21 protein-coding genes, 5 tRNA genes and 2 pseudogenes are annotated in these 22,623 nt (G+C 73.2%); 19 read left to right on the top strand and 9 right to left on the bottom strand.

Translation table 11 applies throughout. The features are described 5' to 3' along the window. Positions 1-48 precede the first annotated feature (48 nt). Entirely contained in the window at positions 49-570 is a 522-nt protein-coding gene (locus ACQEVM_RS24185) for a sigma-70 family RNA polymerase sigma factor (protein WP_433082320.1), read from the top strand. 37 nt (positions 571-607) lie between these two features. Then, the gene (locus ACQEVM_RS24180) at positions 608-1,114 is read left to right on the top strand and encodes a GNAT family N-acetyltransferase (protein WP_433082318.1); all 507 of its coding nucleotides are present in this window, start codon (positions 608-610) and stop codon (positions 1,112-1,114) included. Positions 1,115-1,194: 80 nt separating this feature from the next. Here ACQEVM_RS24180 and ACQEVM_RS24175 read toward each other — a convergent pair whose 3' ends face one another. Both ACQEVM_RS24175 and ACQEVM_RS24170 read right to left on the bottom strand, forming a co-directional pair. Continuing rightward, positions 1,195-1,626, bottom strand: a complete 432-nt coding sequence (locus tag ACQEVM_RS24175; protein WP_433082316.1) for a hypothetical protein — start codon at positions 1,624-1,626, stop codon at positions 1,195-1,197. 1 nt (position 1,627) lies between these two features. Next, on the bottom strand, positions 1,628-1,996 hold the full coding sequence (locus ACQEVM_RS24170) for a hypothetical protein (RefSeq protein ID WP_267797508.1): 369 nt from the start codon (positions 1,994-1,996) through the stop codon (positions 1,628-1,630). Between the two features lie 68 nt (positions 1,997-2,064). Between ACQEVM_RS24170 and ACQEVM_RS24165 the strand changes: the two genes are divergently transcribed. The 9 genes and pseudogenes from ACQEVM_RS24165 (at position 2,065) to ACQEVM_RS24125 (ending at position 13,915) form a co-directional block, all read left to right on the top strand. Continuing rightward, positions 2,065-2,757, top strand: a complete 693-nt coding sequence (locus ACQEVM_RS24165; protein ID WP_433082314.1) for an HAD-IA family hydrolase — start codon at positions 2,065-2,067, stop codon at positions 2,755-2,757. 378 nt (positions 2,758-3,135) lie between these two features. After that, on the top strand, positions 3,136-4,203 hold the full coding sequence (locus ACQEVM_RS24160) for a methionine ABC transporter ATP-binding protein (RefSeq protein ID WP_433082312.1): 1,068 nt from the start codon (positions 3,136-3,138) through the stop codon (positions 4,201-4,203). Next, on the top strand, positions 4,200-4,868 hold the full coding sequence (locus tag ACQEVM_RS24155) for a methionine ABC transporter permease (RefSeq protein ID WP_053681946.1): 669 nt from the start codon (positions 4,200-4,202) through the stop codon (positions 4,866-4,868). The genes ACQEVM_RS24160 and ACQEVM_RS24155 overlap by 4 nt, the downstream gene beginning before the upstream one ends. Positions 4,869-4,974: 106 nt before the next feature. Continuing rightward, positions 4,975-5,838 (top strand): MetQ/NlpA family ABC transporter substrate-binding protein, encoded by an 864-nt coding sequence (locus tag ACQEVM_RS24150; protein WP_433082309.1) that lies wholly within the window; start codon positions 4,975-4,977, stop codon positions 5,836-5,838. A gap of 175 nt (positions 5,839-6,013) precedes the next feature. Further along, the gene (locus tag ACQEVM_RS24145; protein WP_433082307.1) at positions 6,014-6,694 is read left to right on the top strand and encodes a GNAT family N-acetyltransferase; all 681 of its coding nucleotides are present in this window, start codon (positions 6,014-6,016) and stop codon (positions 6,692-6,694) included. Positions 6,695-6,755: 61 nt separating this feature from the next. Beyond that, positions 6,756-7,972 (top strand): annotated as a pseudogene (gene cbiE / locus ACQEVM_RS24140) (precorrin-6y C5,15-methyltransferase (decarboxylating) subunit CbiE). A 236-nt stretch (positions 7,973-8,208) separates the two neighbouring features. Next, complete coding sequence (gene cobT, locus ACQEVM_RS24135) at positions 8,209-11,547, top strand: nicotinate-nucleotide--dimethylbenzimidazole phosphoribosyltransferase (RefSeq protein ID WP_433082305.1); 3,339 nt, start codon at positions 8,209-8,211, stop codon at positions 11,545-11,547. 276 nt (positions 11,548-11,823) lie between these two features. Beyond that, positions 11,824-13,041: a uroporphyrinogen-III C-methyltransferase gene (gene cobA / locus ACQEVM_RS24130; RefSeq protein WP_433082303.1), complete on the top strand. Its 1,218-nt coding sequence runs from the start codon at positions 11,824-11,826 to the stop codon at positions 13,039-13,041. A gap of 43 nt (positions 13,042-13,084) precedes the next feature. After that, positions 13,085-13,915, top strand: a complete 831-nt coding sequence (locus ACQEVM_RS24125) for a TrmH family RNA methyltransferase (RefSeq protein ID WP_433082301.1) — start codon at positions 13,085-13,087, stop codon at positions 13,913-13,915. On the opposite strand, the pseudogene ACQEVM_RS24120 reads toward ACQEVM_RS24125, so the two are convergent. Further along, positions 13,848-15,108, bottom strand: a pseudogene (locus ACQEVM_RS24120) (serine/threonine-protein kinase). The gene ACQEVM_RS24125 and the pseudogene ACQEVM_RS24120 overlap by 68 nt on opposite strands. 546 nt (positions 15,109-15,654) lie before the next feature. Between ACQEVM_RS24120 and ACQEVM_RS24115 the strand changes: the two are divergent. The 4 genes from ACQEVM_RS24115 to ACQEVM_RS24100 all read left to right on the top strand — a co-directional run bounded on the left by ACQEVM_RS24115 (position 15,655) and on the right by ACQEVM_RS24100 (position 17,844). After that, positions 15,655-15,840, top strand: a complete 186-nt coding sequence (locus tag ACQEVM_RS24115; protein ID WP_053684373.1) for a hypothetical protein — start codon at positions 15,655-15,657, stop codon at positions 15,838-15,840. A 331-nt stretch (positions 15,841-16,171) separates the two neighbouring features. Then, a complete protein-coding gene (locus ACQEVM_RS24110; RefSeq protein ID WP_433082299.1) occupies positions 16,172-16,468 on the top strand; it encodes a hypothetical protein in 297 nt (98 codons plus the stop codon). Next, a complete protein-coding gene (locus tag ACQEVM_RS24105; RefSeq protein ID WP_433082297.1) occupies positions 16,456-17,451 on the top strand; it encodes a phosphotransferase in 996 nt (331 codons plus the stop codon). Before ACQEVM_RS24110 ends, ACQEVM_RS24105 begins: the two co-directional genes overlap by 13 nt. A 66-nt stretch (positions 17,452-17,517) precedes the next feature. After that, positions 17,518-17,844 carry a zf-TFIIB domain-containing protein gene (locus ACQEVM_RS24100; protein WP_351760867.1) on the top strand — a complete coding sequence of 109 codons (327 nt, stop codon included), beginning with the start codon at positions 17,518-17,520 and terminating at the stop codon, positions 17,842-17,844. A 121-nt stretch (positions 17,845-17,965) separates the two neighbouring features. Here the strand turns inward: ACQEVM_RS24100 and ACQEVM_RS24095 are convergent. From ACQEVM_RS24095 to ACQEVM_RS24075, 5 genes are all read right to left on the bottom strand, one after another. Beyond that, positions 17,966-18,040: transfer RNA gene (locus tag ACQEVM_RS24095), tRNA-Val, on the bottom strand. Between the two features lie 50 nt (positions 18,041-18,090). Continuing rightward, positions 18,091-18,162: transfer RNA gene (locus ACQEVM_RS24090), tRNA-Val, on the bottom strand. A gap of 19 nt (positions 18,163-18,181) precedes the next feature. Beyond that, positions 18,182-18,253: transfer RNA gene (locus ACQEVM_RS24085), tRNA-Val, on the bottom strand. A gap of 1 nt (position 18,254) precedes the next feature. Continuing rightward, positions 18,255-18,328 (bottom strand) — tRNA-Cys (locus ACQEVM_RS24080). 42 nt (positions 18,329-18,370) lie between these two features. Continuing rightward, positions 18,371-18,443: transfer RNA gene (locus ACQEVM_RS24075), tRNA-Gly, on the bottom strand. 180 nt (positions 18,444-18,623) lie between these two features. Between ACQEVM_RS24075 and ACQEVM_RS24070 the strand changes: the two genes are divergently transcribed. From ACQEVM_RS24070 to ACQEVM_RS24060, 3 genes are all read left to right on the top strand, one after another. Continuing rightward, the gene (locus ACQEVM_RS24070) at positions 18,624-19,691 is read left to right on the top strand and encodes a chorismate-binding protein (protein WP_433082295.1); all 1,068 of its coding nucleotides are present in this window, start codon (positions 18,624-18,626) and stop codon (positions 19,689-19,691) included. Further along, positions 19,688-20,506, top strand: a complete 819-nt coding sequence (locus ACQEVM_RS24065) for an aminotransferase class IV (RefSeq protein ID WP_433082293.1) — start codon at positions 19,688-19,690, stop codon at positions 20,504-20,506. The genes ACQEVM_RS24070 and ACQEVM_RS24065 overlap by 4 nt, the downstream gene beginning before the upstream one ends. A gap of 84 nt (positions 20,507-20,590) precedes the next feature. Continuing rightward, positions 20,591-21,415: a GNAT family N-acetyltransferase gene (locus tag ACQEVM_RS24060; RefSeq protein ID WP_433082291.1), complete on the top strand. Its 825-nt coding sequence runs from the start codon at positions 20,591-20,593 to the stop codon at positions 21,413-21,415. Positions 21,416-21,427: 12 nt separating this feature from the next. Here ACQEVM_RS24060 and ACQEVM_RS24055 read toward each other — a convergent pair whose 3' ends face one another. After that, entirely contained in the window at positions 21,428-21,955 is a 528-nt protein-coding gene (locus ACQEVM_RS24055; RefSeq protein WP_433082289.1) for a DsbA family protein, read from the bottom strand. 197 nt (positions 21,956-22,152) lie between these two features. Here ACQEVM_RS24055 and ACQEVM_RS24050 point away from each other — a divergent pair, with 197 nt between their 5' ends. Then, entirely contained in the window at positions 22,153-22,602 is a 450-nt protein-coding gene (locus tag ACQEVM_RS24050; protein ID WP_433082287.1) for a hypothetical protein, read from the top strand. Positions 22,603-22,623 lie beyond the last annotated feature (21 nt).

Here is a 22,623-nt window from a genome sequence, read left to right as displayed (position 1 = left end):
GGGTCCGGCGCGGAAACCACCGGGCGGGACCCCCGCGTCCCGCCCGGCATGGACCTGCTGAAGGACGCCGACCTCCTGAACGAACTGGGACCGCTGCTCTCCGCCGAGGCGGCCGCGGAGGCCCCGGCCGCCGGAGTGGACGCGGCCGACCTGGAACAAGCCGTCTGGGTCAGGCTGCTGGAGGGCGGACCCGCCCCGGAGCCCGCCGACCGTGCGAGCTGGCTGCGCCGGGCGGTCCGCGCCGAGGCGCGCGGTGCGCGCCGCCGGGCGCGGCGCGAAGTCCCCTACGCCGCCCGCCCCGGCAGCGCCGGCGCCGAACCGGAGGACGCCGCCCTGCACGGCGAGGTCAACCGTGTCCTCCGATCGGCTGTCGCCCGGTTGCCCGGACGCTGTCCGGAACTCATAGGGGCACTTCTTTCGCCCAGGGATCTCACCTACCGTGAAATCGCAGGAGAGTTGGGTATCTCACAAGGAAGTTTGGGACCCGTACGTTCCCGTTGCCTGGGATGTCTGCGCAGAATGCTGGCTGCAGAGGTTGCGGCTCCTGACCTGCGGGGAAGGGAGCGGTAGACCAACGGGCCACCAGGTGAGCGGGAGGCATGCGCACATGGGCATGAGTGTGACCATTTCGGCGGCGGCCGCCGAGGACGCGGAGCAGATCTTCAAGCTGCAGTACCTGGCGTTCCAGAGCGAGGCCGAGCTGTACGGCAACTACCTCATCCAACCCCTCACCCAGTCGCTCGACTCCCTCAAGTCGGAGCTGGAGACGGACACCGTGCTGGTCGCCCGACTCGGCGACGAGGTCGTCGGCACCGTCCGCGGCAACGTGGACGAGGACGGCACCGGCAGGATCGCCAAGCTCTGCGTCCACCCCCGACTCCAGGGCCACGGTCTCGGCGCCCGACTGCTGCGCGCGGTCGAGGCGGCGCTCACGGGCGACGGCGAGACCAGCCGCTTCCGGCTGCACACCGGCCACAAGAGCGAGGCCAACCTGCGGCTGTACCGCAAGGCGGGCTACACCCGGGTGGGCAACCGCACCGCCTCGGACGGCGTGCACCTGGTGATCCTGGAGAAGGACGCGAAGGACGCCTCGGACTTCGCCGTCAGCGCCTGACCTCCCGTCACCGCCGGTCGGCCGCCCCTCGCCTCGGGTCGGTCGACCGTCACCGCCGGCAGGCCCGCGGGGCCTTCTGCTCAGCCCTGTCGGCGTCGGCGCAGCCAGAGCATTCCGGTGATCGGCAGGATCACCGGGATGAACAGGTAGCCCATGCCGAAGTCCGACCACACGGTGGCGTCCGGGAAGGCGTCGGGTTCCACCAGGGTCCAGGTGCCCACGACGAGTACGCCGGTCAGCTCGGCGGCGCAGCAGATCCGTGCCGCCTTGCGGGCCGTCTCCCCGCCCCGCACCAGTGAGTACGTGATGAAGGCGTAGACCAGCGCGGCCACCGCCGACAGGGCGTAAGGGAGCGGGGCCCGGTCGAACTCGGTGGAGATCTGGTAGGCCGAACGCGAGACCGCGCCGACCGTGATCACCCCGTACAGCCAGACCAGCAGCAGGCCCGGTCCGGAGACCAGCCGCTCGCGCGCCCCGGCCGGCGGGGCCGCGGCGGAATCGGTGTCGGGCATGTCAGGCACCGGCGGTTCCCCAGATGTCGTAGAGGCGTACTTCGAGCACGGCCAGGACGACGGCACCCGCGGCCACCGTCACCGAACCCCACTTGGTCCGCTCGGTGAGCGAGAGCATTCCGGCGGCCGGGACCGCCGCGAAGGCGCCCAGCAGGTAGGCCACGAAGATCACCGTGCCCTCGTCGGCCTTCTCGCCGCGACCCAGCTGCACCAGGCCGATCACCAGCTGGGCCAGGACCAGCACGGTCACCACGGCCATGCCGATGAAGTGCCAGTCCTTGGTCGGCTGGTCCCGCAGTGCGGCGTGACCGCACCAGGCGGCGAGGGCGAGTGCGGCCACACCGATGGCGACCGTCAGGGCGTCGAGCATGCAGCGAGGGTATTACGGGCCGAAAGACCCGATGCGCTCACCCCTCGGCGCGGGCTTTCCTGGAGGGCATGAAGCCTTCGGACGCGCACGACACACCTGCGGGCACCTGCGTCACGCAGGCCGACGCCCTGCTGTTCGACAACGACGGCACCCTGGTCTCGTCCATGGAGTCGGTGCGCCGGTGCTGGACCCGATGGGCCCGCGAGTACGGGATCACCGAGGAGGCCTTCGCGGCCGTCGAACTGCACGGCCGGCCCGCCGCCGAGATCATCGCGGAGCTGCTGCCCGTCGAGGCCCGGCCGGCGGCCCTGGCCCGGATCGAGGAGCTGGAGGTGGACGACGTGGCCGGGGGAGTCGTCCTCCTCCCCGGTACCGGGGAGCTGCTCTCCTCCCTGCCCGCCGGCCGCTGGGCCGTGGTCACCTCCGCGACCCGCCCGCTCGCCGAGGCCCGGCTGCGCGAGGCCGGCGTCGACTTCCCCGAGCTGGTGGCCGCGGACGACGTCACGCGCGGCAAACCCGACCCGGAGCCCTTCCTGCTCGCCGCCGCCCGGCTCGGGGTCGATCCGGCCCGCTGCGTGGTCTTCGAGGACGCGCCCGCCGGCCTGGCCGCCGGTCGGGCGGCCGGCATGCGGACCGTGGCCTTGACCACAACGCACACCGCCGCGGAACTCGACGCGGACGTGGTCGTGCGCGACCTCTCGGCCGTGTCCGCGCAGGTCACGGACGCCGGTGTGACGATCCGGACCGACGGCTGGAAGTGATCGCCACTGTCCGGAATGTGGTCGATATTCGTCCGCTATCCGGACGGCATTGATCGGTCAGGTGACAGGTCTGGTTTACTGGGGCCCATGACCACGACGAGCAGCCGCACCCTTGCGACCGAGGCGACCACGACGCCCGGTGCTCGTTGTATGTGTCGAATGCGCGCTTTCTGAGGGCCCCCTCCCAGCAGTCTCGCGCCCCGAAGCGAGACCGGCCGAGCCCCGTCCGGCACCACCGTGTGACACCCGGAACGCTCCTGCCCCGCGCACGCGCCGCCATCGCCGATTCGTGATGGTTCGTCCCGTGTCGCGTCCCCTGATGTTTGCCCCGTGCCCGGCACACCGCACCGCCGTGCACTCGACAGCGACGGAATTCCTGTGATCACCACATCGGGCCTCACGAAGGTCTACCAGTCCCGTGACCGCGAGGTCACCGCCCTGGACGGCGTCGATCTCCACGTCCGCGAGGGCGAGGTCTACGGAGTCATCGGCCAGAGCGGCGCCGGCAAGTCCTCCCTCATCCGCTGCGTGAACCTGCTGGAGCGCCCCACCTCCGGCACCGTCACCGTCGACGGCGTGGACCTCACCGCCCTCGCCGGCCGCGGCCGGCGCGCCGGCAAGGAGCTCCGCGAGGCCCGCAGCCGCATCGGCATGGTGTTCCAGCACTTCAATTTGCTGTCCTCGCGCACCGTGCAGGCCAACATCGAGCTGCCCCTGGAGATCCTCGGGATCTCCGGCCGCGAGCGCTCGCGCAAGGCCGTCGAACTCCTCGACCTCGTGGGCCTCGCCGACAAGGCCAAGGCCTACCCCTCCCAGCTCTCCGGCGGCCAGAAGCAGCGCGTCGGCATCGCCCGCGCCCTGGCCGGCGACCCCAAGGTGCTGCTCTCCGACGAGGCCACCAGCGCCCTGGACCCCGAGACCACCCGCTCGATCCTGCAACTGCTGCGCGACCTCAACCGGCAGCTCGGCCTGACCGTCCTCCTGATCACCCACGAGATGGACGTGGTCAAGGCCGTCTGCGACTCCGCCGCACTGATGAAGAACGGCCGGGTCATCGAGTCCGGCACCGTCTCGGAACTGCTGGCGACCCCCGGCTCCGAGCTGGCCACCGAGCTGTTCCCGGTCAGCGGCGCCGCCACCGGCCCCGACCGCACGGTCGTCGACGTCACCTTCCACGGCGAGGCGGCGACCCGACCGGTCATCTCCCAGCTCTCGCGGACCTACAACATCGACATATCGATCCTCGGTGCCGCGATGGACACCGTCGGCGGCAAGCAGATCGGCCGCATGCGGATCGAGCTGCCCGGCCGCTACGAGGACAACGTGGTCCCCGTGGGCTTCCTCCGGGAGCAGGGCCTCCAGATCGAGGTGGTCGACGAGGTCGAGGACGTACAGACCGCGGTGAACACGATCACCGACGCACTGGTCAAGGAAGGTGCCAAGTGACCTGGTCCGAAATGCAGCCCCTGCTCACCCAGGGCACGTACGACACCCTCTACATGGTCCTGTGGTCCACCCTGGTGACCGTCGTCGGCGGCCTGCCCATCGGCATCCTCCTCGTCCTCACCGACAAGGGCGGACTGCTGCGGAACCAGCCGCTCAACAAGGTTCTCGGCGTGATCGTGAACATCGGCCGCTCGCTGCCGTTCATCATCCTGCTGATCTTCCTGATCCCGGTCACCACGGCTGTCGTCGGCACCTTCATCGGCCCCACCGCCATGATCGTCCCGCTCGCCATCGGCGCCATCCCCTTCTTCGCGCGGCTCGTCGAGACGGCCGTCCGCGAGGTGGACCACGGCCTCGTCGAGGCCGTCGAGTCCATGGGCGGCGGTGTACCGACCCTGGTCGGCAAGGTCCTGCTGCCCCAGGCCCTGCCCTCCCTGATCGCCGGCGTCACCACCACCGTGATCACTCTCGTCGGCTACTCCGCCATGGCGGGCGCCGTCGGCGGCGAGGGACTCGGCTCCAAGGCCATCACGTACGGCTTCCAACGGTTCGAGACCGGCTTCATGGTCGCCACCGTCGTGGTCCTGATCGCCCTCGTCACCGTGATCCAGCTGATCGGCGACGGCGTGGTGCGCGTCCTCGCCCGCCGCGGCCGCACGGCCTGACCCCCAGACCCCCACCCCAGAGAGCCCGCACTTGTCGTGCTTGGGCCACCACCCCGCAAGAACCGCGCGCGATCCGCGCCCTTGCAAGCAATGAAAGGCACTCTTCGTGCGTAAGAACATCAAGCTCACCGCTTTCGCCGCCGCGTCCGCCGCGCTCGCCCTCGGCCTCACCGCCTGCGGCAGCTCCTCGGACCCGTCCTCCGCCAAGACCGACGGCGGCAAGGCGGACGAGAGCAAGGCGCTGGTCATCGCCGCGTCCCCGAGCCCGCACGCCGACATCCTGAACTTCGTCAAGGACAAGCTGGCGGCCAAGAACGGCCTCAAGCTGGAGGTGAAGGAGTTCACGGACTACGTCCTGCCCAACACCGCCACCGAGCAGGGCCAGGTCGACGGCAACTACTTCCAGCACAAGCCGTACCTCGACGACTTCAACAAGAAGAACGGCACGCACATCGTGCCCGTCGCGAACGTGCACCTGGAGCCCCTCGGCCTCTACTCCAAGAAGATCAAGGCCATCGGTGACATCAAGGCCGGCCAGACCATCGCCGTCCCCAACGACACCACCAACGAGGGCCGCGCGCTCCAACTGCTCGCCACCAACAACCTGATCACCCTCAAGGAGGGTGTCGGCACCAGCGCCAAGCTGTCCGACATCACCGACAAGAAGGGCCTGGAGTTCAAGGAGCTGGAGGCCGCCACGGTCCCCCGCGCCCTGAACGACGTGGACGCCGCCATCATCAACGGCAACTACGCCATCGAGGCCAACCTGGCACCCGCCAAGGACGCGCTGGTCCTGGAGAAGGCCGAGGGCAACCCCTACGCCAACTTCCTCGCCGTCAAGGACGGCAACCAGAACGACCCGCGCGTCCAGAAGCTCGCCAAGCTCCTGAACTCCGACGAGGTCAAGAAGTTCATCGAGGACAAGTACCAGGGCTCGGTCGTCCCCGCCTTCGGCGCCCCGAAGGCCTGACCCACAGCGGTACTTCGGCCCCGCACGCCCCGGCGGCGTGCGGGGCCGCGCGCTGCCCGCTTCCGGGCAGCCCGGCCCTGCACAACCCGCGGCCGATGCTGCATGCTGTGGCCTACGACCCGCACAAACGGTCCCGCAACACGGTCGCACCACGGTCTCAGGCATGGAGCTGCGCATGACTACCACCTTCCCGGACGTCACCATCAGCACGGACCGGCTGGTGCTGCGCCCCTTCGAGGTGGAGGACGTCACCGCGCTCGCCGAGATGATGAACGACGAGCACGTCACCGCCTGGACCAGCGCCCCGCAGCCGTACACCCATGCCGACGCCCACCGTTGGGCCACCCGCGAGTCCCACGCCGAACGCACCGAGGGCCACGGGATCGTCCTGGCCGTCACCGAATTCCTCACCCACCGCCTCGTCGGCGTCGTCCGCCTGATGAACACCGACTGGCGGACCCTCACCACCGAGGTCGGCTACGTCACCGCCCCCTGGGCCCGCGGCGAGGGCTACGCGAGCGAATCCGTGCTCGCCGTCGCCCAATGGCTCTTCCGCGACCGGGGGTTCGAACGCCTCGAACTGCGCACCGCCGCCGACAACGCGGCCTCCCAGCAGGTCGCCCAGAAGATCGGCTGCATCAGCGAGGGCGTCCTGCGCAACGCCTGCATAGTGCGCACCCAGACCGGCACCGGAGGCTGGACCGGGACCCGCAGCGACCTCATCGTCTGGGGCCTGGTCCCCGAGGACCTCGACGACGCCGAGGGCTACGACGGCTACCCCGGATACGGAGACCAGTACGCGTTCGGCGGGCGCTCCGACGCGAGCGGATACCCCGTCGGGGCCGACTGGAGCTGACCCGATGACCAGGTAGTCTCACCGTGCCCGCCCCCCGACGCATCCCAGGAGACTGACGACGATGGCCGACCGGGTCACGGTGATCGGCTGGGACGGTTCGCCCTTGACCGCGGCCGCCCGGTCCGCGCTCTCCGCCGCCACCCTCGTGGCCGGCGCAGCCCACCACCTCGCGCTCCCCGAGGTCCCCCGGGCGCGGAACGCATCCGCCTCGGCAGCCTCGGCCTCGCCGCCCGCCGGATCGCCGGCCACCGCGGCACCGCCGTGGTCCTGGCCGACGGCGACCCCGGCTTCTTCGGGGTCGTACGCACCCTGCGCGCCCCCGAACACGGACTCGAAGTCGAGGTGGTCCCCGCCGTCTCGGCCGTGGCCGCCGCCTTCGCCCGCGCCGGCATGCCCTGGGACGACGCCCAGGTCGTCGTGGCCCACCCCCGCACCCTGCGGCGCGCCGTCAACGTCTGCCGCGCCCACGGCAAGGTCGCCGTCCTCACCTCACCCGGAGCGGGCCCCGCCGAACTGGCCCTGCTGCTCGGCGGAGTCCACCGGACCTTCGTCATCTGCGAGGAACTCGGCACCGAACGGGAACGCGTCACCGTCCTCACCTCCGACCGGGTCGCCGACCACACCTGGCGCGACCCCAACGTCGTCATCGTCATCGGCGGCGGCGCCGCCCAGGCCGGCGGTGTCGCGGCCGAACCCGGCTGGCTGCTCGGCCACGCCGCCGGAGGCGAACGGGGGTGGGCCCGACCGCAAGCCGACACCGGAGAGGGCGAATCCGCCCTGCTGCGGGCCGCCCAGCTCGCCCGACTCGGCCCGCGCCCCGGCGACCTCGTCTGGGACATCGGCACCGGCTCCGGCACCCTCGCCCTGGACGCCGCCGCGTTCGGCGCCGCCGTCATCGCCGTCGACGCGGACCCGCACGCCTGCGCCCGCCTCGTCACCGCCGCCCGCAGCCGGGGAACACAGCTCCAGATCGTGAACGGCCGTGCGCCCCACGCCCTCGAAGACCTGCCCGAACCCGACGTCGTCCGGGTCGGCGGAGGAGGAGCCGAGGTCGTCGCCGCCGTCGCGGACCGGCGCCCCGAGCGGATCGTCAGCCACGCCTCGACGCGCGACGAGGCCGAGGCCATCGGCCGCACTCTCACCGAACACGGGTACGTCGTCGAGTGCGCGCTGCTCCAGTCCGTCGGCCTCGACACGCGCTCCTGGACCGAACGGCAGCGCTCCGTCGTCTTCCTGCTGGCCGCCGAGCGCCCGGCGAACCGCCCGGACAGGACCTGAGCAAGGGCCCGGGGTAGGCTGACCGATCGGCGTACCGCCCGCGGACCGCGCGACGTGGCGCAGTCCACAACGGACCGCGGTGATTTCTGGCCGACACGGCGGCCGGCGAGCGCGACAATGCTCACTGGTTGTCGTGCGTACGGGCGAGACGCGAACGCGACGCACGGCGGCCCCGCTCGTTGGTCACGTGGGCGTCGGGCGATCGAAGAGGCAACACCGATGGGCGAGGGGTACGCATGACTGACACCGGCCAGGTTCCGGGCGAGGGCCACCCGGACAACGCGGGCATGGTGGATCAGCACGGCATCCCCGCCCCGGTCCCGCCGCAGATCCCGACGGGCTACGCCTTCCAGGACCTCGTGGACAATCCGGCCGAGCCGGAGGACGAGGAACTGCTGCTGATGCCGAGCGGCCAAGGCGCGTGGAGCGACCCGCAGCTGGTCCCGCCGCCGGCCTTCCCGATCGAGTCGGCCCCCGCGTACGACGAGGCCCCCGCATACGACCAGTACGCGCAGCAGCCCGCGGCTCCGGCATACGCCGACCCGGCCGCCGCCCCCCGGGTTCCCGAGCCGTCGGCGCCCCTCCACGCCGAGCCCGCGCCCGTACACCCCGAGGCCGTCGCCGCGCCCGCGTACGCCGAGCCCGCGCACCAGGGCTTCCCCGACGCCGGACAGCCCGAGCCCTTCTACAGCGCCGGCGCCCACGAGGCGGGCGGCCGGGACTCCGGGTCGCTCGACCTCGGCGGCCTCCTGATCCCGTCGCCGGCCGCGCCGCCGGTCCCCCCGGCCCCCGCGACGCCCTCCCGACGCCCCCTGCACATGGGCCCGCCGGTGCCCGAGGCCGGCGGACTCGTGCGCTCCCTCGCCGACCGGGGCCCGGCCGCTCCGCAGACCCCCGTGACGCCGATGCCGGTCCGCCAGTCCGGACCGCCGACCACGGGCCCCGAGTACCTGGACATCCCGCGCGCCGAGGACATCCCCGCCCCCGCCGCGCCGCAGGGTGAGATCCCGCCGCAGGCCGGCGCCCCGTGGGCCGCCGAGCCGGTGCTCCCGGCCCCCGAGGTCGAGCCCGTCACCGCCGCCGCGGAGCCCGGGTCCGAGGCCCCGGTGGAGCCCGACCCGCACACGCCGGTGGCACCCGCGCCGCCCGCCGAGGCCGAACCGGCCGACGCCCAGTCGGTCACGGCGAACGAACCCGAGCCCGCCGTCGCCCCGGAGCCGGCGGCCGAGACCGTCGCACCCGCCGAGCCGGCCGCACCCGCCGAGGTTCCCGCGCCCGCCGACGTCGTGGAGGCCCCGGCGCCCGCGGAGGCCGCCCCGGCCCCCGCCCCGCAGCCCGAGCCCGCCCCGGAACCGGTCGTCGCGGTCGAGCCCCCGCCCGTGCTGGTGGAGGCCGCCCCCGAGATCCCGCAGCCCGTCGAGGCCGCGCCGCCGGCCGCGCACGAGGCCCCCGAGGCCGTCGTGGCGCCGGTCGAGCCGCAGCCGCTGCCCGCCGCAGCCGCGGAGAGCGCCGAAGCCGTGGCGGCGCCGACCGAGCCCCAGGCGGAGGAGCAGGCGCCGGCGGAAGCCGCCCCGCCCGTCGAAACCGTCGTCACGCCCGAGGCGCCGGACCGGCCCGAGGCCACCGAGGCGCCGGTCGAGCCCGCGCAGCCCGAGGCCCCCGCCGAGCCCGCCGCCCCCGCCGAAGAGTCGGAGCCGGACCCGGCCGCCCTGCACCCCGTCGAGCCCGCGCACCCCGTCGAGGTCGCGCCGGAGGAGGCCCCGGAGACCCCCGAGGCCCCGGAGGCCGCCGCCCCCGTCGAGGTCGAGGTGCCCGAGCCCCTCGCCGCCGCCCCCGTCGGCGAGCCGGCCCCCGCCGGCTACGACGAGGCCGAGCGTGACGCCATCCAGCGGGTCATGCGCGAACGCCGCGACATCCGCAAGGGCTTCCGCTCCGACCCGATCCCGCACGATGTGCTGCTGCGCGTCCTGGAGGCGGCCCACACCGCCCCCAGCGTCGGCCACTCCCAGCCCTGGGACTTCGTCGTCATCCGGTCCGCCGAGACCCGCCGCACGATGCACGAACTCGCCCAGCGCCAGCGCGAGGCCTACGCCAAGTCCCTCCCCAAGGGCCGGGCGAAGCAGTTCAAGGAACTCAAGATCGAGGCCATCCTCGACACCCCGGTGAACATCGTCGTCACCGCCGACCCGACCCGCGGCGGCCGCCACACCCTCGGCCGGCACACGCAGCCGCAGATGGCCCCGTACTCCTCGGCCCTCGCCGTCGAGAACCTCTGGCTCGCCGCCCGCGCCGAGGGCATCGGCGTCGGCTGGGTCAGCTTCTTCGACGAGCGCGAGATGGTCCGCGAGCTGGGCCTGCCGGAGCACCTGGAGGTCGTCGCCTACCTGTGCGTCGGCTACGTCGACGAGTTCCCCGAGGAGCCCGAGCTGGCGCAGGCCGGCTGGTCCCAGCGCCGGCCGCTGGCCTGGGTCGTCCACGAGGAGACGTACGGGCGCCGCGCGCTGCCCGGCGCGGAACCGCACGACCTGCTCTCCGAGACGGTCGCCGGCATCCGCCCGCTCGACGCGAAGGCGCTCGGCGAGGCCTGGGAGCGACAGAAGCGCATGACCAAGCCCGCCGGGGCCCTGGGCATGCTCGAGATCATCTCCGCGCAGCTCGCCGGCCTGTCGCGGGTCTGCCCGCCCCCGATCCCGGAGCCCGCGGCCGTCGCGATCTTCGCCGGCGACCACGGGGTGCACGCCCAGGGCGTGACCCCCTGGCCGCAGGAGGTCACCACCCAGATGGTGGCCAACTTCCTCGGCGGCGGAGCGGTCTGCAACGCCTTCGCCAACCAGGTGGGCGCCGAGGTCTGCGTCATCGACGTCGGTGTCGCCGGGGACCTCCCCGCCACTCCCGGGCTCCTCCCGCGCAAGGTGCGCCCCGGTACGGCCGACCTGTCCGTCGGTCCGGCCATGACCCGCGAAGAGGCCATCGCGGCCATCGAGGTCGGCATCGAGACCGCCCGCGACCTGGTGGCCGCCGGCAACAAGGCACTGCTCACCGGTGAGATGGGCATCGCGAACACCACGGTGTCCGCGGCCCTGATCTCGGTGTTCACCGGGGTGGACCCGGGCGAGGTCACCGGACGCGGCACCGGCATCAACGACGAGACGCACGCCCGCAAGGTCGAGGTCGTCCGGCGCGCCCTGGAACTCCACCAGCCCGACCCGGCCGACCCGATCGGCGTCCTGGCGGCCATCGGCGGCCTGGAGCACGCGGCGATCGTCGGACTCCTGCTCGGCGGGGCCTCGCTCCGCACGCCGGTCATCCTGGACGGCGTGAGCGCCGGTGCGGCCGCCCTGGTCGCCCGGGCCATCGCCCCGGAGGCCCTGTCGGCGTGCATCGCGGGCCACCGCAGCGCGGAGCCGGGCCACGTGGCCGCCCTGAACAAGCTGGGCCTGCGCCCCCTGGTCGACCTGGACCTCCGTCTCGGCGAGGGCACGGGCGCCCTGCTGGCCCTGCCCCTGGTGCAGAGCGCGGCCCGCGCGATGCACGAGGTCGCCACGTTCGACTCGGCGGGCGTCACCGAGAAGTAGCCGGCCCCGGCCGGGGAGCGGCCCGTCCCGGCCCCGGCGCCCCGCCCGGGGTGCCGGGGCCGGTCCCTCCGGTCGCCGCCCCGGCCCGGCCGGTCCTGACCGGCCCACCCGCCCGGGTCCCGACGAGGCCCCGCATCGCAGCCTCGGGCACCGGCCCCCGGAAGGACCGGTCGGCGACCGGGTCGTATCGTGGACCCGGGCACACCACACCCCGCCCCACCAGCCGCTTCAGCGCCGCAGCGGCCCTCACCCCGCCGCATCAGGAGCCGCACCGCCATGGCACATCCCGCCTACCCCGTAGGACTCCGCCTGGCCGGCCGCCGCGTCGTCGTCATCGGCGGTGGCCAAGTCGCCCAACGACGCCTCCCCGCGCTCATCGCCGCCGGGGCCGACATCCTGCTCGTCTCCCCGTCCGCCACGCCCTCCGTGGACGCCATGGCGGAGACCGGCGAGATCCGCTGGGAGCGCCGCCGCTACCAGGACGGCGACCTCGCAGGCGCCTGGTACGCCCTGATCGCCACCCAGAACCGCGAGGACAACGAGCGGGTCTCCGCCGAGGCCGAGCGCGAGCGCGTCTGGTGCGTGCGCGCCGACGACGCCTCCGCGGCCACCGCCTGGACCCCGGCCACCGGCCGCGTCGAGGGCGTCACCGTCGCCGTGCTGACCGGCAACGACCCCCGCCGCTCCGCCTCCGTCCGCGACGCGATCGTGGAGGGCCTGCGCGAGGGCACCCTCGCCGCCCCCGGTCACCGCCACCGGTCCGCCCCCGGCGTGGCACTCGTCGGCGGCGGCCCCGGCGACCCCGACCTGATCACCGTGCGCGGTCGCCGGCTGCTCGCCGAGGCCGACGTGGTCATCGCCGACCGGCTCGGCCCCCGCGACCTGCTCGACGAACTGCCCCCGCACGTCGAGGTCATCGACGCCGCGAAGATCCCGTACGGCCGGTTCATGGCCCAGGAGGCCATCAACAACGCCCTCGTGGAGCACGCCAAGGCAGGCAAGGCCGTGGTCCGGCTCAAGGGCGGGGACCCGTACGTCTTCGGCCGCGGCATGGAGGAACTCCAGGCCCTCGCGGAGGCCGGCATCCCGTGCACCGTCGTGCCGGGCATCTCCAGCTCCATCTCCGTCCCCGGCGCGGCCGGCATCCCGGTCACCCACCGCGGCGTGGCACACGAGTTCACCGTCGTCAGCGGCCACGTCGGCCCCGACGACCCCCGCTCGCTCGTGGACTGGGCCTCCCTCGCCAAGCTCACCGGCACCCTGGTGATCCTCATGGGCGTCGACAAGATCGGCCTGATCGCCGAGGCCCTGATCCGCCACGGCCGCCCCTCCGACACCCCCGTCGCGGTCGTCCAGGAGGGCACCACCGCCGCCCAACGCCGGGTCGACGCCACCCTCGCCACGGTCGGGGAGACGGTGCGCGCCGAGGAGATCCGCCCGCCCGCGGTCATCGTGATCGGCGCGGTCGTCGCGGTTCACACCCCCAGCGCCTGACCGGGCCGTTGGCAGCACACCCAGGACAAGGCAGTATCACCCTGTGGCAGATCTCATCACCGTCGAAGACCCCGAAGACCCCCGCCTGCGCGACTACACGGGCCTGACCGACGTCGAACTGAGACGTCGGCGAGAACCCGCCGAAGGCCTCTTCATCGCCGAGGGCGAGAAGGTCATCAGACGGGCCAAGGACGCCGGGTACGAGATGCGTTCGATGCTGTTGTCCGCCAAGTGGGTCGACGTCATGCGCGACGTCATCGACGAACTCCCGGCCCCCGTCTACGCGGTCACCCCCGAGCTCGCCGAACGCGTCACCGGCTACCACGTGCACCGCGGCGCCCTCGCCTCGATGCAGCGCAAGCCGCTGCCCACCGCCGAGGAACTGCTCGCGCAGGAGTCGACGGGGCAGCGGATCGGCGTGTTCGAGGGATTCGTCGACCACGCCAACCTGGGCGCCGCGTTCCGCAGCGCCGCCGCCCTCGGCATCAGCGCCATACTGCTGTCCCCGGACTGCGCGGACCCGCTGTACCGGCGTGCCATCAAGGTCTCGATGGGCTCGGTCTTCTCGGTGCCGTACGCACGCCTGGACCAGTGGCCCGCCGACCTGGAGAAGGTCCGCGAAGCGGGCTACCGGATCCTCGCCATGACGCCGAGCGAGAAGGCCACCCCGCTGGACCAGGTGCCGCCGGAGCGGTTCGCGCGCTCCGCGATCATGCTCGGTTCGGAGGGGCACGGCCTGTCGACGTACGCCCTGCGGGCCGCCGACGAGTGGGTGCGCATCCCCATGGCCGAGGGCATCGACTCGCTCAACGTGGCGGCGGCCTCCGCCGTCGCCTTCTACGCGACCCGCCCGCCCGCGTCCCCGCAGGCGTAGCGCCCGGTCCCGCCGGGCCGAGGCTCCGCGGGACCCCGCTACAGCTTCTGTGCGGCGGCGATCCCCAGCGCCACGACCAGCGTCACCACGATGAACACGATCAGCCGCTGCCGCATCAGCTTCGGGTCCGGCCGCGACGGCCGCCGCCCCGTCCCGGTCGTCCGCGGCGCCGGCCGCCCGCCCGTACGGCCCGCCGTGGAGCCCGGGTTGTGGGGTGACGAGGGCCGCGAGTGCGGTCCGCTGTGCGGCCCCGTCGCCCGGGGGATCGTGTTGCCGCCCGTGCGCTCGGTCCGCTGGTCGACGTACTCCTCGGCGGGCGACCGCTCGGTACGGCGCTGCGCCGGCGGCCGGGCCTCGCCCAGCCCCTGCGCCTCGCGCGCCGCGATCTCCTTCAGGCGCATCGACAGCTGGAGCGTGCTCGGCCGTTCCTCGGGATCCTTGGCGAGGCAGGCGCGCACGAGGGGCGCGAGCGCGTCCGGAACCCCCTGGAGGTGGGGCTCCTCGTGCACCACCCGGTACAACATGACCTCGGAACTGCCGTGCCCGAAGGGCGAGTCGGCGGTCGCCGCGTAGGCGAGGGTGGCGCCGAGGGAGAACACGTCGGTCGCGGGCGTGACGGCCGCCCCGCGCACCTGCTCGGGCGCGAGGAAGCCGGGGGAGCCGACCGCGGTGCCCACATGGGTGAGGGTGCTCGCCCCGGTGGCCCACGCGATCCCGAAGTCGATGATCCGCGGCCCCTTGGGGGACAGAAGAATGTTCGAGGGCTTGAGGTCCCGGTGGACGACGCCGGCCTCGTGCACGGCGACCAGGCCCTCCGACAGCGCGGCGCCGATGGCGGCGATCTGCACGGCCGTGAGCGGGCCCTCCTCGGCCACCTTGTCGTGGAGGGAGGGCCCCGGCACGTACTGGGTCGCGAACCAGGGCCGCTCGGCCTCCAGGTCGGCGGCGACCAGCCGCGCCGTGCACCCGCCCCGGATCCGCCGCGCGGCGGACACCTCGCGGGCGAAACGGGAGCGGAACTCCTGGTCCTCGGCCAGATCCGGCCGGATGACCTTGAGCGCGACACGCTGCCCACGCCGGTCGGATCCCAGGTAGACCACGCCCATGCCGCCGGCGCCGAGCCGCCGGTGCAGCCTGAACGAGCCGACGACACGCGGGTCCTCGCGCCGGAGCCGCATCATCGCCATGTCCACCCCGCCGCCCGGTCGTCCTGCTGACGTGCCACAGCTTACGGACCATCCGCCATCGGCGCTCAGAGGCCGCGCCCTCGCCGGGAGATTCGATTGTCAGTGCGGGGCAAGCCACTTGAGGGTTGTTCAGGTGAAGTGCCGGTTCTTCGTCCGATGGGCCGCCGGATGTCCAAACAGCCCTACCCGCAAGGGGATTGGCCCCGTACCGGGCCGATCCGGCGGCCGTGCCGGAGCCGATCACGCGCGGAGTCGCCGCCGGCTTGATCCACACCACGCGGGAGGACACGCGTGTGCGGGGAGTGACGGAAGTGAGCGAAGTCACTACCCTCCGGTCATCCCCTCCGGGATGACCCTCACGACGGACCGCCGGTCTCCACCCAGGGGAGTAGTCCGGGGGTGACCCCGTCATCCTCCTGGAGGCCTGCCAATGGGTACGGAGGCATGAGGCCAGACGCCCGACGGCCGCCTAGTGTTGAAGACAAGCGGCGGGTGGCGCACTCGTCCCCCGAGGTCACAAGCCCGCCGCTGCCAAACGACAGGGAGAGGGCCATGGCGGACATCGCACGGCAGGGACGCAAGGCATTCGCGTTCAACGGCCATGAGTCCGGCAAGCGGCACCCGCTGGTGGCCGCGGCCATGGTCCTTCCCCTGGCCGCCGTCCTGCTCTTCGTCTTCGGAGGATTCGACCAGGTGGCGGCACAGGCGTCGTCCGTGGGCGCGATGCTGGGGCGCTGAGCGGCGCCCCGGGTCCGGGAGAGCGGCCCGGGCCGGGACATCGGCCTGTCGAACCCCGTGGGGACGGGGGCGCGACGGACGGACGGCAGGTGAAGGGTGCTGCCCGTACGGCTGGGGAGTCGGACGGGCAGCACCCTTTTTCACGCGCCCACTCACGCGCCCGGTCACGCGTCGTCCCGCGCGGCACCCCGCGACGTTCACGCGACCGGCCCCGCCGACGAGCGGGACACGGGCTCGCTCCGGACGCCCACACCCGCACCCGAGTCCGTAACCTCCTCCTGGGACCGCGGTCGCGCCCGGCGACGGCGGGGCGACACCGGAGCCGGCCACCATGACCCAGGACGACACCACCTGGCGCCTGATGCGCGAGGACGTGCTGCTCGGCACGATCACCGTCGAGGACACCGACTTCCCCCGGATGTACGGCCGCTTCACCGCCGAGCCCGCCTTCGCCGAGGTGAAGCCGTGGTTCGACGCCGTCCGGGAGGTGATGGCCGCCGAGGTCCACGACGCCCGGTTCGACGCCGCGTACGCCCCCATCGCGCGGACGCTGACCCTCGTCTCCCCCTCGGGTCCGGTGACGGACTTCCTGCTCCACGTCGACGGGACGACCGCATGGTTTCGCTGAACGACCGGCCGGCGGGCCTGCCCGCGGCCCTCGCCGCGTACGCCTCGACCGTGTGGCCCGGCACCCCGCCCCACCCGTACGTCCTCCTCGCCGACCGGGACGACGGCACCGTCGTGCGCTGCGGCGCCGCCGTGGTCAAGGCGCACGCCGAGGACACCGACCGGGGTGGTCTCGCCGTACGGATGCGGATCGCGGGGGAGCGGGCGCTGGCCGAGGTGTTGCTGCCGCCGCTGTCGGTGGAGGCCGGCCACGTCCTTCGGCGCCCCGTCTCGCTGTGGCCGTACGGAGTTCCGGTGGATCCCGCGCGCCCCGAGGACGCCCCGTGGGAGGCGGTCGCCCGACTCCTGGCGGCCCTCCACCGCGTCCCCGTGCACACGCTCCCCGGACCGGTCCCGCCGATGCGCGGCCCCGCCAAGGTCGCCCGCGCCCTGCGCCGCCTCGCCGAGGCCCTGCCCGACGACGCGCCGCGGGTTCCCGGGGGCGTCCCGGGTCCCGCCGACGCCCGGGTCGTGCGGAACGCCGCGCGGACCCTGCCCGGGTGGGCGCGCGGGGCGGGGGAGCCGCCCCGCGGCGGGGTGCTGTGCCACGGGGACCTGCACCTCGGGCAACTGGTGCGCTGCCCGGCACCGGACGGCGCCTGGCGGCTCATCGACGTCGACGACCTCGGAGTCGGCGTCCCCGCCTGGGACCTGGCCCGTCCCGCGGCCTGGTACGCCGCCGGCCTGCTCGCCCCGGAGGACTGGCTGTGCTTCCTCGACGCCTACCGGGCCGCCGGGGGGCCCGCCGCCGGTCCCCCCGGCACCGACCCCTGGCCGGAACTCGACGTCGTCGCCCGGGCCCTGACCGTACAGACCGCCGCCCTCGCCCTGGCCAAGGCGGCGGCCGGGAACCGGGACCTCGACGAGGGGGAGCGGCTGATGCTGGACGCCTGTGCCCGAATTTCCGCCCTCCCGCCCGAGTTGGAGCCGCAGCCTCCGTCGTAGGGTGAGCCCCACGCCACCGGGGCACCCCTCCGGTGGCGACGTACACGGCGAGGAGTTGATCCGGTCATGCAGTGTCCGAAGTGTCACGCGATGATGCACACCTACAACCGCAACGGCGTCCAGATCGAGCAGTGCAGCGGCTGTCGCGGCATCTTCCTCGACTACGGCGAGCTGGAGGCGCTGACCCGCCTGGAGTCGCAGTACACCTCCCAGCAGTACGGCCAGGTCCCGCCGCCCGCCGCGCCGCCCGCCCCCTACCCGGCCGCCCAGCACGGAGCTCCCGCACCGGCGCCGGCCTGGGGCGCCCCGCAACAGCACGGCGGCTACGGCCACGGCCACGGGCACGGCAAGCACCACCGAGGCGGCTTCGGCCGGATGCTGTTCTCCTCCTGACCCGCGCCGCCGCGTACGGGGCCCGGTACGCACACGGGTCCCGACCGGCCGGCGCCCCCTGCGGCGCACCCGCCACGACAACGCGGAAGCCCCGACCGTCGAGACGGTCGGGGCTTCCGGATGGTGCGCGATACTGGGATTGAACCAGTGACCTCTTCCGTGTCAGGGAAGCGCTCTCCCGCTGAGCTAATCGCGCGGGAACGGCTTGATGGCCGCAATTAAAGCACGTGTTGCGATGGTACTGCGTGCGCGATACTGGGATTGAACCAGTGACCTCTTCCGTGTCAGGGAAGCGCTCTCCCGCTGAGCTAATCGCGCGGGGATCCTTGCGGATCAGTGGACGATACTGGGATTGAACCAGTGACCTCTTCCGTGTCAGGGAAGCGCTCTCCCGCTGAGCTAATCGTCCTTGGAGGTGGAGACGGGATTTGAACCCGTGTAGACGGCTTTGCAGGCCGTTGCCTCGCCTCTCGGCCACTCCACCATGGAGCCGCGGGGGTTCTCGGGAAGATGATCCCCCACTTCGAGCGGACGACGAGACTCGAACTCGCGACATCCACCTTGGCAAGGTGGTGCTCTACCAACTGAGCTACGTCCGCAGGTCACCGTGTTTGGTCCGGGGTGTTGCCCCTTCGCTCCCTGGCGACGTGTTGAACTCTAGCGGATTCCCGGGCCAGCTCAAAAACGCGTTTCCGCAGCGTGCTGCCGGTCGATCACCACCGGTCACCCGGCCGTCACCTCACCGGCGGGATCCCGTCACCGGTCATAGACTCGCAGCCGTGCACGACCTGCCCCCCCTGGCCCGCTTCGGCGGCCGCCTCGCGACCGATCTCCGCGATGTCACCAGCGACCCCTCCGCCCTCGACTCCACCGGCTTCTGGGCCGTGGCCGCCGACTTCGAGGGGCGACTGGTCTGCGCGCGGTTCGGCGACGTACGCCCCGACCCCGTTCCCGCGCCGGTGCCCGGCGCCTGGCGCGGTCCCGCCGCCGACGGCTGGGTGTCCTCGCTCGACCGCGCCGCGTACCTGGCCGGCGTCCGGCGTGTGCGCGAGTACATCGCGCAGGGGGAGGTCTACCAGGCGAACCTGTGCCGGGTGATGTCGGCGCCACTGCCCGACGCGGCCACCGCCGATGTCGACGCCCTCACCGCACTGCTCGCGCGCGGTAATCCGGCGCCCTACGCAGGAACGATTCGGCTGCCGGCGCGCGGCGTCGAGATCGCGACCGCCTCGCCCGAGCTCTACCTGCGCCGCAGCGGACGCCACGTGGAATCGGGCCCGATCAAGGGCACCGGCCGGACGGTGGCCGACCTGCTCCCCAAGGACCACGCCGAGAACGTGATGATCGTGGACCTCGTGCGCAACGACCTCGGCCGCGTCTGTGCGACCGGCTCCGTGGCCGTCCCCGCCCTGTGCGAGGTCGAGGAGCATCCCGGGCTGGTCCACCTCGTGTCCACCGTCAGCGGTGAACTCGCCGAGGGCGCGGGCTGGGCCGAGCTGCTCGGGGCGACCTTCCCGCCCGGCTCGGTGACCGGCGCCCCCAAATCCTCCGCGCTGCGGATCATCGAAGAGCTGGAGACCGCCCCGCGCGGCCCCTACTGTGGCGGCATCGGGTGGGTCGACGCCGATCAGGGCACCGCCGAGCTGGCCGTCGGCATCCGGACCTTCTGGATCGACCGCGCGGCAGCGGGCGGACCCCGCCTGTGCTTCGGCACCGGCGCGGGGATCACCTGGGGGTCCGACCCGGACCGGGAATGGGCGGAAACGGAATTGAAGGCCGCCCGGCTGCTCGGCGTCGCCTCCGGCACGCCCGAGAAGCACGGGCTGAGCGCGGGGAGCGTGCGGTGAAGATCTGGCTCGGCGGCACATTGCGGGACGTGGACGACGCGAAGGTGTCGGTGCTGGACCACGGACTGACCGTGGGGGACGGCGTCTTCGAGACGCTCCGGGCGAGCGAGGGGCAACCCTTCGCGCTCACCCGGCACCTGGACCGGCTGACCCGCTCGGCGCGTGGCCTCGGCCTGCCCGACCCCGACCTCGACGAGGTGCGCCGGGCCTGCGCCGAGGTGCTGAAGTCCAACCCGATGCCGCTCGGCCGGCTGCGGATCACCTACACCGGCGGGGTGTCCCCGCTCGGGTCCGATCGCGGCGAGGCAGGTCCCACCCTGGTCGTGGCGGTCGGCCCGACGACCCGCCGCCCGGACACCACCGCCGTCATCACCGTTGCGTGGGTGCGCAACGAGCGCTCGGCCGTGACCGGGCTGAAGACCACCTCGTACGCCGAGAACGTGGTGGCGCTCGCCCGCGCGCACGCGGCCGGGGCCAGCGAGGCCCTGTTCGGCAACACCGTGGGACGGCTCTGCGAGGGCACCGGCTCCAACGTCTTCGTGGTCCTCGACGGACAGGCGCACACCCCGCCGGTCTCCTCGGGTTGCCTCGCCGGCATCACCCGGGCCCTGACCGCGCGATGGATCGGTGCCCAGGAGACCGACCTGCCCCTCGACGCCCTGGAGCACGCCGAGGAGGTGTTCCTGACCTCGACCCTGCGCGACGTGCAGGCCGTCCACCGGATCGACGGGCGGGACCTCGCGGCCCCCGGGCCGGTCACCGCCCGTGCGATGCGGATCTTCGACGAGCAGGCGGGCGCGGACCTCGATCCGTAGCCGAAGCCGCCGGCGGGCGCCGACCCGCGGCCCCGTCGGGGACGGGCACTGTCGCGGAGGCCGCACGGCGGGTAGAACTCGACGATGACCACCACCCTGCGGCCGAGCGGGCCGCTTCAGCAGAGCGACGGGGGCGTGCGCTCGCGCCCGTACGAGATCCGCGTCAACAGCAGGCGCGTCGGCGCGCTGACGATCGCCACGGACAGTCCCTTCGGGCCCACCGTCGGAGAGATCCGCGACCTCGCCGTCGACGAGCCCGACCGCCGGCGGGGTCGGGCCACCGTCGCGGCACTCGCCGCGGAGGAGGTACTGCGGGGCTGGGGCTGCCGCCGGGTCCGCGTCTCGGTGTCGCCCGACTCGGCGGGCGGGCAGCGGTTGGCCGAGACCCTCGGGTACGTCGAGTACGGCCGCAACATGGTCAAGGAACTCCCCGCCGAACCGCCCGCCGCGCGCGAGGGGGTGACCGGCCGGCCCATGACGCCGGCCGAGTACGAGGCGTGGGAGACCCTGGCCCGCGCGAGCTACGCCGCGCTCTGGGTCGAGCGCGGCATGTCCCCGCAGGCCGCGGCCGCCAAGTCGGAGGCCGACCACGACGCCGACCTGCCCCGGGGACTGGCCAGTCCGGGCGTCTCACTGTCCGTCCTGGAGGCGGGCGGTGCCAGTGTGGGGACGCTGTGGGTCGCGCGGCGCGACGGGGGAGCGTACGTCTTCGACGTGGAGGTGGTCGAGGAGCACCGTGGGCGCGGCCACGGCCGGGACCTGATGCTGCTCGCCGAACGCGTCGCCGTCGCCGACGGCCAACGGACCCTGGGGCTGCACGTCTTCACCACCAACACCCCGGCCCGACGGCTCTATGAATCCCTCGGCTACCGCGCGACCCGCTTCAACCTCGCCAAGGACCTGATCTGAGCGAGGGACCGGTCACCGGGCCAGCAGGCGGTCGGCGATCTCCTCGATGCGGGCGCGAAGACCGTCCTGGCTCTTGCCGCCGTCGAGGCGTTCGCCACCGATCACGTACGTCGGTGTGCCGGTCACGCCGATCGCCTTGCCCTCGGCCTGGTCGGCGTCGACGATCAGGATGTGCCGCCCGTCGACCAGGGCGGTGTCGAACTCCTCGACGTCCAGTCCGAGTTCGCGTGCCACGTCCAGCAGGACGGGCTCCCCGACCCGGGCGAGTTCCGCGGTGCGGGCCAGTACGGCCTCCGCGTACGGCCAGCCCTGGCCCTGCTCCACGGCCTCCTCGGCGGCCTGCGCGGCGGCGAAGGCGTGCTTGTGCTTCTCCAGCGGGAAGTGGCGCAGCACGATGTCCAGCCGGTCGCCGTAACGGGCCCGCAGAGCGCGCACGTCGTCCAGGGCGGCGTGGCAGTCGGGGCACTGGAGCTCGCACCACACCTCCAGGACGACGGGGGCGGGAGCGGAGGCGGAGGCGGAGGCGTGGGAATCGGTCATGGGCACAGTCTCCCAGCAGTGTCCGGGCCTCCGAGCACCCCCACCCACCGGTACCCGGGGAGGAGGTGCGACCCGGAGATGTCCCGGAGATCAGTGCGGGATCCGTTCCGGGCGTGGCCTCGGCGGGGTCGCCCGGTGCAGGATGGATAGGGACAGAACGCCCAAGCCTGACAGACAGCTCTGCCCTGGAGGACAGCATGCTTGCCGAGACCATATGTTCCGCGGTGTCCGCGGCGGGCCTGGGCTTGGCCGCGGTGACGGCCTACCGCAAGCGCTTCCTGGCCGCCACCCGGATCGCCGCCTACTCGCTGGTCCCGGTGGGCCTGGTGCTGACGGGCGTCGTGGAGTGGGTGTCCGGGATGGTCTTCAAGCCGTCCGTCTGGATCGGCTTCGGGCTCCTGGGCCTGTCCTGGCTGCTCTTCATGACCACCCGCGCCGTCGAACGCCGTGCGCTCGCCAAGGGCGGGAAGCCGCCGAAGGAGCCCAGGGCGACCAAGGGGCGCCAGGCACCCGAGGCCGTCGCCCCGAACGCCTCCGCGCCCTCCCTCGGCGCCGGTGCGCCCCGACCTGCCGCGGGCCGGACCCCGGCGGCGCCCGCGGACGACTTCTCCGACATCGAGGCGATCCTCAAGAAGCACGGAATCTGAATCCGGCGGGCGCCCGGGGAC

The organism is Streptomyces sp. CA-243310, from assembly GCF_050936775.1.
In the GTDB taxonomy this organism is placed as follows: domain Bacteria; phylum Actinomycetota; class Actinomycetes; order Streptomycetales; family Streptomycetaceae; genus Streptomyces.
The sequence above is the reverse complement of the archived record's forward strand: the minus strand, read 5'-3'. Positions and strand labels throughout refer to the sequence as shown.

Bases quoted from the DNA above. Each gene is read 5' to 3' on its own strand.
- ACQEVM_RS24100 (WP_351760867.1), top strand. From the start codon at position 17,518: ATGCAGTGTCCGAAGTGTCACGCGATGATGCACACCTACAACCGCAAC.
- ACQEVM_RS24060 (WP_433082291.1), top strand. From the start codon at position 20,591: ATGACCACCACCCTGCGGCCGAGCGGGCCGCTTCAGCAGAGCGACGGG.
- ACQEVM_RS24175 (WP_433082316.1), bottom strand. From the start codon at position 1,626: ATGCCCGACACCGATTCCGCCGCGGCCCCGCCGGCCGGGGCGCGCGAG.
- ACQEVM_RS24180 (WP_433082318.1), top strand. From the start codon at position 608: ATGGGCATGAGTGTGACCATTTCGGCGGCGGCCGCCGAGGACGCGGAG.
- ACQEVM_RS24185 (WP_433082320.1), top strand. From the start codon at position 49: ATGGACCTGCTGAAGGACGCCGACCTCCTGAACGAACTGGGACCGCTG.
- ACQEVM_RS24115 (WP_053684373.1), top strand. From the start codon at position 15,655: ATGGCGGACATCGCACGGCAGGGACGCAAGGCATTCGCGTTCAACGGC.
- ACQEVM_RS24055 (WP_433082289.1), bottom strand. From the start codon at position 21,955: ATGACCGATTCCCACGCCTCCGCCTCCGCCTCCGCTCCCGCCCCCGTC.
- ACQEVM_RS24110 (WP_433082299.1), top strand. From the start codon at position 16,172: ATGACCCAGGACGACACCACCTGGCGCCTGATGCGCGAGGACGTGCTG.
- ACQEVM_RS24145 (WP_433082307.1), top strand. From the start codon at position 6,014: ATGACTACCACCTTCCCGGACGTCACCATCAGCACGGACCGGCTGGTG.
- ACQEVM_RS24105 (WP_433082297.1), top strand. From the start codon at position 16,456: ATGGTTTCGCTGAACGACCGGCCGGCGGGCCTGCCCGCGGCCCTCGCC.
- cobA (WP_433082303.1), top strand. From the start codon at position 11,824: ATGGCACATCCCGCCTACCCCGTAGGACTCCGCCTGGCCGGCCGCCGC.
- ACQEVM_RS24165 (WP_433082314.1), top strand. From the start codon at position 2,065: ATGAAGCCTTCGGACGCGCACGACACACCTGCGGGCACCTGCGTCACG.
- ACQEVM_RS24050 (WP_433082287.1), top strand. From the start codon at position 22,153: ATGCTTGCCGAGACCATATGTTCCGCGGTGTCCGCGGCGGGCCTGGGC.
- ACQEVM_RS24170 (WP_267797508.1), bottom strand. From the start codon at position 1,996: ATGCTCGACGCCCTGACGGTCGCCATCGGTGTGGCCGCACTCGCCCTC.
- cobT (WP_433082305.1), top strand. From the start codon at position 8,209: ATGACTGACACCGGCCAGGTTCCGGGCGAGGGCCACCCGGACAACGCG.